The organism is Streptomyces sp. NPDC047043 (assembly GCF_040644055.1).
GTDB lineage: Bacteria > Actinomycetota > Actinomycetes > Streptomycetales > Streptomycetaceae > Streptomyces.
Genome location: NZ_JBEYVO010000021.1, coordinates 115,768 through 128,975 on the forward strand (window position 1 = coordinate 115,768; position 13,208 = coordinate 128,975).

Here is a 13,208-nt window from a genome sequence, read left to right on the forward strand (position 1 = left end):
AGGCGGCCGCTGGTCACTCCACGTGTGCGTGGATGTCGCCGTTGACGGTGATCAGCGTCATGTCACGGCCCTGGCTGTCGTCGCGCGTGGGGACGGCCGTCGTGGCGCGGCCGTTGTCGGTGTCTGCGGTGACGCGATACGCGGGGGTGCCGTGTGGGATGGTGACGTCGACCGAGCCATTGGCGGTGGTGGCGGTGACGGTCGACGGGGCGGTGGCGCAGGCGAGGACCACGTCTCCGTTGGTCGTCGCCGCGTGCAGCAGGTCCGCATCGAGGGCTGTCGCGCGCACCGAGCCGTTGCGGGTGGACAGCCGGACGGCGGCGTCGCCGCGTCCGGAACGGGTCACCGTCACGTCGCCGTTGACGGTCGTCAGATCCAGCGCGGCATCGATGCCCGCCGCATCGACGCCCGCGTTGCGGGCGCTGACCGTGACACTCACACCGTCCGGAACCTTCACGTAGGGCATGCGGGGGCAGGTGGCGTCGGGCCGGGCCTGGTCGCGACAGGAGAGGTCGAGCGTCCATGTCCGGCCCTTGTGGGACCAGGCGGCCTCGACGCGGTCGTCGACGGTGACTCGATGCCGGTCAGTTGGGCGCAGCCGCAGCCCGGTGTCGGTCGTGATGACAAGCCGGCTTCCAGGTGCGCCAGTTGCCGGGGTACCGGCCGCGGCCGGGAGCTGGGACTCGGCGCGTCCGTGGTCACTGCACGCCGTGCCGACGGCGAGGACGGTCAGCACAACGGTCAACGCCCTCACTCGGCTTGTCGGCGTCGCCTTCACGCAGCTACGCCTGCCCCGACTCGGCATCATCATGGCCCCGGACCCTTCAGTGCCGAGGGCAGCAGACCGGATCAGTGCAGGTGATGGGCTCTCTGCCCGCCGAAGCACCGATCACAGAGTGACGGTTTTGTACTCGACGTACTGCGTGAGCCCGACCGCGCCGTACTCACGGCCGATTCCGCTCGCCTTGAAGCCACCGAACGGGCCGTCGAAGGCGATGGACGCCCCGTTGACGGTGACCGTGCCGGTGCGCATGCGACGGGCGACGTCGAGTGCGCGGTCGGGGTTTGCGGACCATACGCCGCCGGAGAGGCCGTATTCGGAGTCGTTGGCGATCCTTACGGCGTCGTCCTCGTCGTCGTAGGCGATGACGACGAGGACCGGGCCGAAGATCTCCTCCTGCGCGATCCGCATGGAGTTGTCGACGTCGGCGAACACGGTCGGGGTGACGTAGTTGCCCTGCTCGAGTCCCGGCGGGATCTGGGGTCCGCCGGTGACGAGCCGGGCGCCTTCCTTGATGCCGAGTTCGATGTAGTCCCGTACGCGCTGCTGTTGGTCTTTGCGGACCATGGGGCCGATGAAGGTGTCGGGGTCGTTCGGGTCACCGGTCTTCAGCGACTCCACGAGGTCCTTGAGGGCGGCGACGACCTCTTCGTACCGGCTGCGCGGCGCGAGGACGCGTGTCTGCGCGATGCACGACTCGCCGTTGTTGAGCAGGGACGCGAACTTCAGTCCCTGCACCGCCTGTTGGAGATCGGCGTCGGGCAGGATGAGGGCCGCCGACTTGCCGCCCAGTTCAAGGCTGACCCGCTTGAGCTGCCCGCCCGCGATGGAGGCGATCCTGCGGCCGGCCCGGGTCGAGCCGGTGAAAGAGATCTTGTCCACGCCGGGGTGCGACACGAGGTACTCGCTGGTCTCCCGGTCGGCGGGAAGGACGCTGATCACTCCCTCCGGCAGACCGCACCGCGCCAGCAGCTCGGCGAGGAAGCCCATGCTCAGCGAGTTCTCGGGGGACACCTTGAGCACGACCGTGTTGCCGGCCAGCAGCGCGGGGATGATCTTGGCCATGGCTGCGGAGAACGGGGAGTTCCACGGGATTACGGCGGCCACGACACCGACAGGCTCCCGGCGCACCACGCTCCGGCTGGAGGCGGCAGGGTCGGAGGACGTCAGCGTCTCCTCCCAGCCGAACTCCTCGGCCGCCGTGAGATAGGCGGTGGCCTGACGGGTGAGCCCCGGCTGTCCGGCCAGCGTGAACCACTTCGCCGAGCCGTTCTCGGCGGAGATGAGGGCGGCGATCTTCTCGGCGTCCGCCTCGCGCAGGGCGTTGAGCCGCCGGATGACGGCGATGCGCTCCGCCGGCGCCGTACGGGGCCAGGGGCCCTCGTCGAAGGCGGCGCGGACGGCGGCCACGGCGCGGTCCACGTCGGCGGGCTGGGCCTGCGCGGCACGGCCGATGACCGACTGGTCGTGCGGCGAGTGGAGGTCGAGCAGGTCCGGGCTGCTCGGCGCGGTCCAGGAACCCGCGATGAAGAGCCGGTCGTAGGTGATCATTTGCTCTCTCCCAAGAGTCTGAGGGGCCAGGCCCTTCGCTTTTATCTGTCACATCAATGTAGCACTTGAGTGCACCATCCACTCATCCATGAGGCAGTAAATGGGTTAGGTTCCACACAGCGAGCTATGATCGCCGCGTGAGAGCAGACGCAGCGCGCAACCTGGAAGCCGTCCTGACGACCGGGGCGCGCATGCTCGCCGCCGACCCGGGGGCGAGCATCGCCGCCATCGCCGCCGAGGCCGGCGTCGACCGACGCACCGTCTATCGGCGGTTCGCCTCCCGCGAGGAACTGCTCGCGGCCATCTACGAGGCGCGTTACGAGGCAGTCGAGCGGGCCGTCGAGGGCTCCAGGCTGCGCGAGGCCCCTGTGCCCGTGGCCCTGCACCGGTACGTCGAAGAGATCATCGCCGTCAATCGCAAGTGGCCCGTGGAACTCACCCGGCTCCGCGCGGACGACGACATCCGCGACCGGCGTGACGCCCTGATCGGCGAAGTCGACACCTTCCTCGAGCGCGCCGTCGCCGAGGGCTTCCTCAGGGCCGACATCCCCGTCGCATGGGCGAGTTCACTGCTGCCGCAGCTCATGCATCTGGCTTCGCAGCAGATGCCCCACCTCAGTCCCGCTCAGGCCGCCGACATGGTCGTCGACACCTTCCTCAACGGACTCGGCACGCAGTGACCCCGAGCAACCGATCACCCCACCAGGGCAAGCAGCGGTGCCGCGGGCAGCGGGTGCCGCGTGTCCCCGCCCGGGCCCGTGGTCGCGGTGGACATCAGCAGTGAGTTCAGAACTGCCTCCTCCACGGCGTCCAGCACAGCGATGAAGAGGGAGTCGAGCTCGGCGTCCGGCAGCCCAGCGGGTCCGGCGGGCGCGCCCAGGGGGCGGGTACCGAAGGCGAGGCCGTAGTCACCGCTGCCGTGACCATACGCCGCGCCGACCCTGGCCAGCGCGTAGACCGCGCGCCGGGCGAGACGGGTCAACTGCCGCGCGTCCAGGGGTGCGTCGGTGGCGACCACGACCATGCAGGAACCGGCCTCCGGGCCCGAGTCAGGGGTGGGAAGTCCGACGTCGGCGGGGGTAACGGTGCGGCCCCGCACCCGCAGCGTGCCGTCGAAGTTGGCCTGCACGAGAACCCCGACGGTGACCTCCTGGCCCGCGAGCGGCAGCCGCCGCGACGAGGTGCCGATGCCGGCCTTGAAGCCGAGCGCGGTCGTCCCGGTGCCCGCGCCGACCGAACCCTCGGCCACCGGGCCGTCGGACGCGGACTCCAGCGCGGCACGCACGTGCTCCTCACCTACCGGACGCGACCGGATGTCGGACAACAGCCCGTCGTTGCACTCCCCCACCACCGGGTTCAGACTCCGCGCGTCCGCCCCCTCCGGCCGCTCCAGCACCCAGCCGACCAGCGCATCCGCGACCCGGAACGCGGACAGGGTCGAAGTCAGCAGGATCGGGGTCTCGATCGCACCGAGTTCCGCGATCTGCGTGAAGCCCACCAGCTTGCCGTAGCCGTTGCCCGCGAACACCCCGGCGGGCAGTGGGCTCGCCGGACCCACACCGTCCGGCACGATCGCGGTGACCCCGCTGTGCACGCGCGGCGGGCGGATCAGTGTGGTGTGCCCGACCCGGATGCCGGGCACGTCCGTAAGGGCATCGTGCGGCCCCGTGGGCAAGTCACCGACGGCGAGGCCGAGTTCGCGGGCTCTGCGGGCGAGCGGTGGGCGGGGGCGGACCGGGGACGGGTGCCTGCATGACCAGCACGGTATCGCCACCGCCGATCACCACTCTCGCACGCCACGGTCCAGCCCCCTCGTTACCTTCTTCATGGCTCCGCAACGTGGATGCGGCGCGCGTCCACGTCGATGACCGCCCGGGTACTGGCGGCAGGCGTCGCGGATGAACACCCTGCCGCCGCCCACAAGGCCGTCAAGGACATCGTGATGGCCCAGGCCCGTCGCAGTTGCCGCCGTTGAAGCACCTTGCCCCCATCGCCCGAGGAATGATCCACTACATCCACCGGTGGCCGCGGGAGTCAAGGGGCATGAAATCCGGGCGAGTTGGCCCGTCGGCGTCGACAGGGCTTGATGGCTGCTGCGGGCTGCACAACGCCGGCGGCTACTCGGCGGGCAGCGCCTCCCGCAGTGCCCGTGCCGTGGTGGTCGGGTCGTAGTCCTCCGGCACGCCCGGGACCAGGATGATGTCGCCCTTGATGTGCCGTGCGCGCAGAGGTGCGATCTCCTGGTAGGCGGCCGAGTCCCACCACGCGTGCGCCTCGGTGAGCGAGGGGAAGTCGATCACGACGACATGACCGGGCCAACTGCCCTCCTTCACCTTGTGTTGCGCGCCGTGCACGAGGAAGCGGCCGCCGTAGGGGGTGAAGGTCGCGGTGATGCGCTCGATGTAGTCGGCGATCTCCGGGTGTGGAGCGGCCTCTTGCAGGTGGGCTATCGCGTATGCGGACATGGCATCCCCTTGTCGGGTCCTTCGGGGCGGGCTCTGTACGTGGACGATCGTGGCACCGGGGCGCGACGTGGTCGATTACCTCGCAGGTAAGTCCGCCACACCCCTCTGCTCTGGCCTTACGAAGAGATCGAACCGGCCGCGGAACACGGCGACGTCGCCGCACTACGCCGTCCGGCAGACCAGGGCAACAGGACCGTCGCCGAGGGTCTCGACGAGCTCGTCGACGAATGACCCGAGCCAGGACAGAGCCGCCGTTGGTGAGGACCAGAAGGTGAGAACTTGTAAGTGTCGTCAGTGTGCCGGTCGGGGCTTCCCTGCCCTTCGGTCGAGGGCGGCGATCTCGCGTGCGGCCTCGGCGACGGCTCGGAAGTCCTTCTTCAGGATGGCGTCGTGGTTGCTGGCGACCTTCGCACTGAGCCGGAGGTTCGCATTGCGCTCGAAGACCTCGTCGAGGCTTGCGCGGATGCGTTCCTGCTCGTCCCCCTTGCTGCCGAGGGACGTCCCTGAAGCAAGCACGTACCGCACCGGGACGGTGATGTCGTCCAGCACGGGGGCCAGCTCGCTTTCGCGGGAGATCCTGCCGAGTTCGATGTTGCACTCCGCCATCTCGTCGACGGTCATCCGCGGGATCAGGCCGGTCGGACGCACCAGCGGCGCGAACCAGCCCACCCGCCGAAACAGCTTGCGGATCCGCTGCTCCATGGCCTCGTCCAGCCAGTCGTACGGCTGCGCGCCGTCGACCAGGACCGCGCCCAGGGCGCGCTCCGGATTCCGGCTCGCCCAGTGCGCCGCTACGAACGCCCCGTAGGACCAGCCCACCACCAGCGCCCGCTGAACACCCCGGGCGGCGAGAACGGCGTCGACGTCCCGTACGGCCGCCTCGAAGGAGTAGTCCGCCGAGCGCTTGGACTTCTTGCCGCGGGCCCGCTCGTCGTAGGTGATGTGCCGCCACTGCGGGCCCAGTTCGGCCAGGACCCGCCTCCAGTAACCCTGGGTGGCGAACTGGCCGTTGAGGTAGACCACGGGGACGCCGGGGCCGCCGGAGTCGGTGACGGCCAGCGCGGTGTCGTCGACCGGCACCATGCCGGTCCACTGCGATCCGGTCGAGGAGGCGGCCGGGGAGGTGCTGTTCTTCATGGTTCGACTCCTTCGGATTCAGAGGCTGCGGGCGGTGATGTCGCCGCGGGAGGTGGTGGCGCGGATGTCGAGTGCGGTGGTGCCGTCGTTCTTGAGGGCGTTGCTGGTGCGGCCGTGGTCGGTGCCGGCGTCCAGGGCGGCCGAGACGCCGACGGCGGCGCTGACCGAGATGTCGCCGTCCTGGGTGCGCAGCACGACGGTGCCTTGTACGGCCTCGGCGATGCGGATGTCGCCGCGTGCGGTGCTGATCTGTGCGGGGCCGTTGAGGCGGCCGATCTCGATGTCGCCGTCGGTCGCGGTGAGGCGGATGCTCGCCGCCTCGTCGATCTTGATGTGGCGGTGGGCGCCGTCGAAGGTGATCTCGCCGAGGCGTCCGACGCCGCGTAGTTCGGCGGCGGCCGCCTTGGCGTCGATGCGGGAGTCGGCGGGCAGTTGGACGGTCACCTCGACGGATCCGGAGGTGCCGAGGAGGCGGTTGTGCGCGGCGGGGGCGGCGATGTGCAGGACGCCGTCGCGGTAGCCGATCTCGATCTGCTCCGCCGCCTTCACGTCGCGGCTCTTGGCGGCGTTGGCGGGCAGGACCTCGACGACGGTGTCGGCGCGGTCGGCGGCGATGAACCGGATGCGGCCCGCGGGGATGTCCAGGACGGCCAGGACGGGGGCGGGGGTGTCGAACTTCTGCATCGTGCTCTCCTTGGACTCACTGTTTCCGATGAAGGAAAAGCTACGTTGCGTTCATAGATTCGGCAACACATTCGTTGCGGAAAATCGCTGTCGCTGCAGGCCACGCCTAAGGAATCGTTGCAATGGTTGAGATCTAATGCAACAACAGCCATTCGTTGCGTTGCAATGGTTTGAGGGTGAATGCTATGGCGGGAGGCGGACTCGCCGTGGACGGCGCGGTGGCGACCCGGCGGCCGTCGCACTATGCGATCGGTATCGTCCGCCCCAGCTCTGCAGTTCAGCGGCCCATACGGAGGAGGATCACCATGGCCGATCGCCGACAGGGATCAGCGACGGACGACGGATCCGCATCGGGGGCACCGGAGGCCCCTCGGGCAGCCGCGCACGACTCGGTGCGCCTCGCGGTGGTCATCGGTGCTCTCGGTGTGGTCTTCGGTGATATCGGGACCAGCCCGATCTACACCCTCCAGACGGTGTTCAACCCGAGCGACCCTCACCCGGTGCCGGTCACCACCGACAACGTGTACGGGGTGGTGTCGCTGGTGTTCTGGTCGGTGATGATCATCGTGACGGTCACCTACGTACTGCTGGCGATGCGCGCGGACAACGACGGTGAGGGCGGCATCATGGCGCTGATCACCCTGTTGCGACGCTGGAGTTCACAGCGTGGGCGACGGGCCGCCGCCGTACTGGCCGCGCTCGGCATCTTCGGTGCGTCGCTGTTCTTCGGTGACAGCATGATCACCCCGGCGATCTCGGTGCTGTCCGCGGTCGAAGGGCTCAAGGTCGTCGAGCCGTCACTGGAAGAAGCGGTCGTGCCCATCACCGCGGTGATCATCGTGCTGCTGTTCCTGGTGCAACGCAGGGGGACCGCAGCCGTGGGCCGGGTGTTCGGTCCGGTCATGATCGCCTGGTTCGTGGCCATCGGCACGTGCGGCGTCGCCGGCATCACCGACCACCCGGCCATCCTCAAGGCGCTGTCACCGACGTATGCGCTGGGCTTCCTGTTCGGCCATTGGGGCACCGCCTTCTTCGCCCTGGCCGCGATCGTGCTCGCGGTCACCGGCGCCGAGGCGCTCTACGCCGACATGGGGCACTTCGGCCGCCGGGCGATCACCCGCGCCTGGCTGTTCCTCGTCCTTCCCGCGTGCGTGCTGAGCTACTTCGGCCAGGGCGCGCTGATCCTCGACGATCGGGACAACATCAGCAGCCCGTTCTTCCTGCTCGTACCCGACTGGGGACGCTGGCCGATGATCCTGCTGGCCACGGCGGCCACCGTGATCGCCTCCCAGGCGGTGATCACCGGTGCGTATTCGGTCACCTCCCAGGCCGCCCAGCTCGGCTACCTGCCGAGGCTGCGGATCGCGCACACCTCCGAATCCACCATCGGCCAGATCTACGTCCCGTGGATCAACTGGCTGTTGATGGTCTCGGTCCTGACCCTGGTCTTCGCCTTCCGCTCCTCCGCGGCGCTGGCCTTCGCGTTCGGTATGGCGGTCACCGGCACCATCACCATCACCACCCTGCTGTTCTTCTACGTCGCCCGCGCGAAGTGGGGCACGCCCAGGTGGCTCATCGCCATCGGCGCGACCGTATTGCTCTTCGTGGACCTGCTGTTCGTGGCGGCCAACCTGACCAAGCTCGTCCACGGCGCATGGCTGCCGCTGCTGATCGGCCTCACCGTGTTCACCGTCATGACGACCTGGCAGCGCGGCCGCGAGGTCGTCACCGCGGAGCGAGCACGTGAGGAGGGCCCGCTGCCCGAGTTCATCGACCACCTCCGCACGGGAGAGATGCCGACGCTCACCATCCCCGGCACAGCCGTCTTCCTCAACCGGGACAAGGAGACTGCACCCTTGGCCATGCGGGCCAACGTCGAGCACAACCATGTGCGGCACGAGCAGGTCGTGATCCTGTCCATCGCGACCGAGCCCGTGCCCCGTGTCCCCGCCGAGCAGCGGATCGTCGTCGACGACCTCGGGTACGCCGACGACGGGATCATCCACGTCACCGCCCGGTTCGGCTACATGGAGACACCGGACGTGCCCGGCACCCTGGCCATGCTCGACCCCTCCGAAACCGAAGGGCCGCTGCAACTCGACGAGGCGTCCTACTTCCTGTCGAAGATCGAGCTCCGGCGCGGGAAGGCACCGACGATGGCCCCCTGGCGCAAGCGGCTGTTCATCGCCACCTCCTACATCACGGCCGACGCCGCCGAGTACTTCGGCCTGCCCCGCGACCGCACGGTCATCATGGGCTCGCAAATCGAGGTGTAGATGGTCAGGACGCCGAGGGACCGGTGGCTTGGGCCAACCCCGCCGCCGAGGACGGTGTCGACGGAGCCGGGTAGTCATGGGAGCGGGCACATGCCGGAGCCCGCTCCCACCGGAGGGCTCAGCGCGCTCGGCGTCCGCCCGCTGCGGCGCATGACGAGTCGGGGCGTCCTGGTGAAGGTTGCTGGCCCCGCGCGGCCGTCTTCCTCGGCGGGTCCGCAGGCACCGCCTGGGACAATTCGCTGCGGCCGCGTACCTTGAGTTTGCGGTACACCCGGGTCAGATGCTGCTCGACCGTGCTGACGGTCAGGAACAGCTCGCCCGCGATCTGGCGGTTGCTCAGCCCCCGCGCCGCGAGCCGGGCCACCCGCCGCTCGGCGTCGCTCAGCTCCTTGACCGCGGTGATACCGCCCGGCCCGGGCCCGGTCGGGACGGCACTCGCCCGGGCGGGCTCGAGGGACACGGTACGGCCCGGCGCCTGGACGCCGGCCTCCTCGGCGAGATAACGCGACTGGTACAGCAGCAGCCGGCCCTCGTCGTGCCGGCCCAGTTCATGCAGTGCGGCCGCCAGATCGGCCTTCGCCTGGGCAAGTTCCAGCGGCGCCTCGACCTGCTGCAGCGTCTTTAGGGCCTCCCTCAGCAGCTCCGTGCGCCGGTCGAGCGGGCGGCAGGCGGCCAGTACCCGCAGCGACAGGGCGTGCACGTATGGCTGCCGACGGTCGCTCAACTCCCTTTGCTCCTCGGCCAGTTCGGCGGCATCGTGCACCCGACCCAGCCGCAGTAGCGCCTCGGCCGCGTCCGTGCGCCAGGGCAGGAAGGCGGGGAGGTCGAGGCGCCACTCCTTCAGCTGGTTGCCGACGGTGAGGAAGTCGGCCAGGGCGGGCTCCGGCTGGCCACAGGCCAGGTGGTAACGGCCACGGGCTCTGAGGTAGGGCAGTCCGGCGGTGGTGTGCGACATGACGTCGGTACCGGCAGGTTCAGCAGCTCCTGGGCCTGGTTGAGCCGGCCGAGCTCGGTGCGTGCCTGGAGCAGGGTCGCGATCGGCAGGCCGATCAGTACGCCCCAGCCCTCGGCGGGGAGGATGCCGAGCGCGCTGCGGCCGAACCTCTCGGCCTGCTCCAACGCGCCCCGCCGCAGCGCGATTTCGGCTGCCAGCGAGGTGAAGACCGCGTGCCACACCGTCAGGTCCCGCTCCTCGGCTGCGACGGCTAACCCCTCGGCCCAGTGGGCGGCGGTGCTCAACCGGCCGCACAGGACGAGGACCACGAGAGCGGCGGCCAGCGCCGCGGCGGTGCCCGCGCTGAACGGGTAGCGGCGCAGTGTGCGTTCGGCTGCCTGGGCGCCGGGGACGCCGGGCGCACACGACAGCAGGTCGGCGAGGAGTTCGGCCACCTGGGACTGCGGGTCGACGGCGAGCGGGAGGTCGGTCCGTAAGGTGCTCGCATCCCTGTCCCGCTCGGCGAGAGCCGCCGCAGCCGGCGGGTAGAGCAGGGTCAGCCATTTGCTTCAGAACTCACTGACGAGGGGTGGGAGTTACGCGCGCCGTTGATACCGCGGGCTGCCGGCCAGCGGTGCGACCTCGCGGAGCGTGTGAGAGTTGAGCCGGTGACACGGCACAGGCGCAGGCCGAGCACGCCAACGCAGACTCAGACATGAGCGCCATCTCCGACGCATCCCCGGGCGTCAGCCGCTGCCCTTGGTGCGATCACCCGCACGGTGAGCATGGAGGCATCGAAGCCGTGGTCAAGCGCGGAAATCCCGTGCTCGCCGCGCCACTCGATCCTGCCGGCCTGGCCCGAGCGGACAACGTCGCCGACGGTCACCGCGTTCGTCCGGGCGAGCACGGAGGTCGTAGCCGACCGTCGAGCCATTGCGACGGTCGCAGTCCCGCTCGGCCTGTGGCACCTCCCTCTCCCCCGGCCTTGTGCGTTGGAGGCGGCGCCCCCTTCGCCGCAAGAGACAAGCATGAGCCTGCGCACCGCGCGGCGTCACGTCCCGTGCATCCACGCCCGCGTCCCGAACGACCCGCACGCCCGCGACGCCACCGCGGCCGCGGCGCTCAGCGCCTCGGCGAAGGTCTCCGGTGTCAGGCTGCGCGTCACCGCGAGTTGGTGGGCGAGGGCTCCGTGCAGGACGTCGCCCGCGCCCAGCGTGTCCGCCACACGGACCGGCGGCACCTCCACCGTGCCGCCGCCGTCGGGGCCCGCCCACACGATGGGCTCCCCTCCTCGGCTGACCGCCCGCCATTCCACCCCGTGCTCCCGCAGGAACCGCAGCGTCTCCGTCGGCGTGTTCGTGCCGGGCGGACGGAAGTCGGCCGAGCAGACGGCCACGTCGATGAAGGGCAGCAGGCTGCGCGTGCCGTCCTTCCAGCTGCCCGCGTCGAAGAGGGTCGGACGGCCGGCGACGTGGGCCAACTCGGCGGCGGCCAGGGCCAGTTCCATGTGGTGGCCGTCCAACTCGACGATGTCGCACTCGGCCACCAGTTTCTCCAGATCGCCGGGCGGGGTGAGCCGGTAGGCCGTCGCGTTGGTCGAGGCGACGGCACGTTCCCCGGTGGACGCGGTGACCGCGATGGACGACACGGCGGGCGGCTCGGCCGAGTCGGCTGCCAGGTCCGACACGGTCACGCCGAGCCGGTTCAGGTCCGCCGTGGCCGCAACTCCCAACGGATGCTTGCCGATTGCGGTGAGCAGCCTGGCTGCGCCGCCCAAGTGGCTGAAGGCCACGGCCGCGTTCGCCGCCGGACCGCCCGCGGCGACGACCTGCTCACGAGCCGTCAGTTTCTCGTTGGAGCGCGGGGCGTGGTCCACGAGCTGGATGACGTCCAGGGTGCACAGGCCGACGAACAGGCCTGTGGGGCGTCCCCTGTCGCCGACTCCAACCACCAGCGCCTCCTCTGCCAGGACCTGCGGTCAGTGTACGAATCGACGAAGAGCGGACAGGTCTAGTGCCAGTCGCTGATCCGTACGTCGTCGGGTGCGGGCCTGCCGTGTCCGGTCTCCACGAACTCCTTCAGGCTCATCAGGAAGGTCGCCCACTTCGTGCTGCAGTGGTGCATGAACTCGACCGGCTCGCGCCAGCCCTCGTGCTTGAAGAGGACGATCGTGTAGTCGTCGTGCCGGCTGAGGTTCCAGTCGATCTCGGTTCCGATCCACTCCGCGGGGCCGTCCGTGACGCGCCACCGCACCCGGCCTGCCGGGTCGAGCTCCAGGATCTCCATGTCGAAGCCGCCGACGTCGCCGAACCGGAAGGCCAGCTCACCGCCGACCTCGCTCTTGCCGGAGGTGTCGGTCGTCCACCAGCCGGCGGCGCCCTCGGGTGTTGCGATCGCCCGGTAGACGTCGTCCAGCGGCGCGACGACGCCGATGCGGTGCAGGATGTCGACCATCTTCATGCTCCCTCGTCTTGTTCGTGGTTGTGTGTGCTGCCTTCATGTGCGGTCCTGCTGTGTTCGCTCTTGCTGTTGCGGGTTCGTTCGATCGCTTCCGCGATGCGTTTGATACGGCGGAGTCGGGCGTCCCAGGCCGTGCCGACCGCGGCCAGTTGCGCTGCCGCGCGGGCGAGTTGGGCCTCGTCGACCTGGTAGCGCCGCTCCCGGCCGGCCGGTTCGGCGCGGACCAGTCCGACCCGGTCGAGTACGGCGAGGTGCTTCGACACGGCCTGCCGGGTCAGGGGCAGGTCCGCGCTGAGCGAGGTGGCCGTACCGGGTCCGGACGCCAGGAGCAGGTCGATCAGGGTGCGCCGGGTCGGGTCGCCTATCGCCGACCAGAGCTCGTCGTCGACCGGCGTGCTCATGGGGCCGACACCAGCCGTTCGACGTACGCGCCGAGCCGGGGGATGTAGTGGTCCCAGGCGGTCGCGTGCTCGCGGTACTGCTCCTCGAGGACGGCGACCTCCCAGCCCATCTCACGGAACCCGGTCTCGGTCATCCGCACCCGGGTCCCCTGCTGCGTCGGCTCCAGGTCGAAGGTGACGAGCAGCGAGTCACCGCCGCGTGCGCCGTCGACGTAGCACCACCTGAACGAGAACCGCGACGGCGGGTCGACCTCGACGACGGTCAGCGCGACGGTCATGGTCTCGCCGGTGACGGCATCGCGCCAGAAGAGCTCACCCGGCGCCCCCTCGACGGGCTCGAAGCGGGCGTCGTCCGGCCACCACTCCCGCATGTGCTCCGGTCTGCTGATGACCTCGAAGACCACTTCCGGCGACGCGTCGACGTGGATGTCGCGCTCGATGCTGCCGTGCTCCATGCCGGATCCTTTCGCAACCTTTGGTTGCGTAACAGCGTACGACGGTGGCTACCAATGCGCAACC

General features: G+C 69.8%; 14 protein-coding genes. 2 read left to right on the forward strand and 12 right to left on the reverse strand.

The window, feature by feature from the left end; all coding sequences use genetic code 11:
* Positions 1-13: 13 nt before the first annotated feature.
* Entirely contained in the window at positions 14-754 is a 741-nt protein-coding gene (locus ABZ880_RS30755; protein WP_361269229.1) for a DUF4097 family beta strand repeat-containing protein, read from the reverse strand.
* Between the two features lie 135 nt (positions 755-889).
* Complete coding sequence (locus ABZ880_RS30760) at positions 890-2,332, reverse strand: aldehyde dehydrogenase (RefSeq protein WP_361269232.1); 1,443 nt, start codon at positions 2,330-2,332, stop codon at positions 890-892.
* 191 nt (positions 2,333-2,523) lie between these two features.
* Here ABZ880_RS30760 and ABZ880_RS30765 point away from each other — a divergent pair, with 191 nt between their 5' ends.
* Entirely contained in the window at positions 2,524-3,012 is a 489-nt protein-coding gene (locus ABZ880_RS30765) for a TetR/AcrR family transcriptional regulator (protein ID WP_361269493.1), read from the forward strand.
* 14 nt (positions 3,013-3,026) lie between these two features.
* Here the strand turns inward: ABZ880_RS30765 and ABZ880_RS30770 are convergent, their stop codons facing one another.
* The 4 genes from ABZ880_RS30770 to ABZ880_RS30785 form a co-directional block, all read right to left on the reverse strand.
* The gene (locus ABZ880_RS30770; protein ID WP_361269495.1) at positions 3,027-4,100 is read right to left on the reverse strand and encodes a P1 family peptidase; all 1,074 of its coding nucleotides are present in this window, start codon (positions 4,098-4,100) and stop codon (positions 3,027-3,029) included.
* 349 nt (positions 4,101-4,449) lie between these two features.
* Positions 4,450-4,797, reverse strand: a complete 348-nt coding sequence (locus tag ABZ880_RS30775; protein ID WP_361269235.1) for a DUF1330 domain-containing protein — start codon at positions 4,795-4,797, stop codon at positions 4,450-4,452.
* 291 nt (positions 4,798-5,088) lie between these two features.
* The gene (locus ABZ880_RS30780; protein WP_361269238.1) at positions 5,089-5,934 is read right to left on the reverse strand and encodes an alpha/beta hydrolase; all 846 of its coding nucleotides are present in this window, start codon (positions 5,932-5,934) and stop codon (positions 5,089-5,091) included.
* Positions 5,935-5,952: 18 nt separating this feature from the next.
* On the reverse strand, positions 5,953-6,618 hold the full coding sequence (locus tag ABZ880_RS30785; protein WP_361269241.1) for a DUF4097 family beta strand repeat-containing protein: 666 nt from the start codon (positions 6,616-6,618) through the stop codon (positions 5,953-5,955).
* Between the two features lie 305 nt (positions 6,619-6,923).
* Between ABZ880_RS30785 and ABZ880_RS30790 the strand changes: the two genes are divergently transcribed.
* Complete coding sequence (locus ABZ880_RS30790; RefSeq protein ID WP_361269244.1) at positions 6,924-8,894, forward strand: potassium transporter Kup; 1,971 nt, start codon at positions 6,924-6,926, stop codon at positions 8,892-8,894.
* A 118-nt stretch (positions 8,895-9,012) separates the two neighbouring features.
* Here the strand turns inward: ABZ880_RS30790 and ABZ880_RS30795 are convergent, their stop codons facing one another.
* The 6 genes from ABZ880_RS30795 to ABZ880_RS30820 all read right to left on the reverse strand — a co-directional run bounded on the left by ABZ880_RS30795 (position 9,013) and on the right by ABZ880_RS30820 (position 13,144).
* Positions 9,013-9,849, reverse strand: coding sequence for a helix-turn-helix transcriptional regulator (locus tag ABZ880_RS30795; RefSeq protein ID WP_361269247.1), 837 nt, complete (start codon positions 9,847-9,849; stop codon positions 9,013-9,015).
* Positions 9,735-10,283, reverse strand: coding sequence for a hypothetical protein (locus ABZ880_RS30800; protein ID WP_361269249.1), 549 nt, complete (start codon positions 10,281-10,283; stop codon positions 9,735-9,737). The genes ABZ880_RS30795 and ABZ880_RS30800 overlap by 115 nt, the downstream gene beginning before the upstream one ends.
* Before the next feature lie 596 nt (positions 10,284-10,879).
* Positions 10,880-11,779, reverse strand: a complete 900-nt coding sequence (locus ABZ880_RS30805) for a PfkB family carbohydrate kinase (protein ID WP_361269252.1) — start codon at positions 11,777-11,779, stop codon at positions 10,880-10,882.
* Positions 11,780-11,838: 59 nt separating this feature from the next.
* Entirely contained in the window at positions 11,839-12,288 is a 450-nt protein-coding gene (locus tag ABZ880_RS30810; RefSeq protein WP_361269254.1) for an SRPBCC domain-containing protein, read from the reverse strand.
* A complete protein-coding gene (locus ABZ880_RS30815) occupies positions 12,285-12,689 on the reverse strand; it encodes a metalloregulator ArsR/SmtB family transcription factor (RefSeq protein ID WP_361269256.1) in 405 nt (134 codons plus the stop codon). The genes ABZ880_RS30810 and ABZ880_RS30815 overlap by 4 nt, the downstream gene beginning before the upstream one ends.
* Complete coding sequence (locus ABZ880_RS30820) at positions 12,686-13,144, reverse strand: SRPBCC domain-containing protein (protein ID WP_361269259.1); 459 nt, start codon at positions 13,142-13,144, stop codon at positions 12,686-12,688. The genes ABZ880_RS30815 and ABZ880_RS30820 overlap by 4 nt, the downstream gene beginning before the upstream one ends.
* Positions 13,145-13,208: the final 64 nt, after the last annotated feature.

What these genes read in the sequence shown, in the direction of transcription:
- ABZ880_RS30760 (WP_361269232.1), bottom strand. Translation starts at nt 2,332, where the DNA reads ATGATCACCTACGACCGGCTCTTCATCGCGGGTTCCTGGACCGCGCCG.
- ABZ880_RS30765 (WP_361269493.1), top strand. Translation starts at nt 2,524, where the DNA reads ATGCTCGCCGCCGACCCGGGGGCGAGCATCGCCGCCATCGCCGCCGAG.
- ABZ880_RS30775 (WP_361269235.1), bottom strand. Translation starts at nt 4,797, where the DNA reads ATGTCCGCATACGCGATAGCCCACCTGCAAGAGGCCGCTCCACACCCG.
- ABZ880_RS30780 (WP_361269238.1), bottom strand. Translation starts at nt 5,934, where the DNA reads ATGAAGAACAGCACCTCCCCGGCCGCCTCCTCGACCGGATCGCAGTGG.
- ABZ880_RS30785 (WP_361269241.1), bottom strand. Translation starts at nt 6,618, where the DNA reads ATGCAGAAGTTCGACACCCCCGCCCCCGTCCTGGCCGTCCTGGACATC.
- ABZ880_RS30790 (WP_361269244.1), top strand. Translation starts at nt 6,924, where the DNA reads ATGGCCGATCGCCGACAGGGATCAGCGACGGACGACGGATCCGCATCG.
- ABZ880_RS30795 (WP_361269247.1), bottom strand. Translation starts at nt 9,849, where the DNA reads ATGTCGCACACCACCGCCGGACTGCCCTACCTCAGAGCCCGTGGCCGT.
- ABZ880_RS30810 (WP_361269254.1), bottom strand. Translation starts at nt 12,288, where the DNA reads ATGAAGATGGTCGACATCCTGCACCGCATCGGCGTCGTCGCGCCGCTG.
- ABZ880_RS30815 (WP_361269256.1), bottom strand. Translation starts at nt 12,689, where the DNA reads ATGAGCACGCCGGTCGACGACGAGCTCTGGTCGGCGATAGGCGACCCG.
- ABZ880_RS30820 (WP_361269259.1), bottom strand. Translation starts at nt 13,144, where the DNA reads ATGGAGCACGGCAGCATCGAGCGCGACATCCACGTCGACGCGTCGCCG.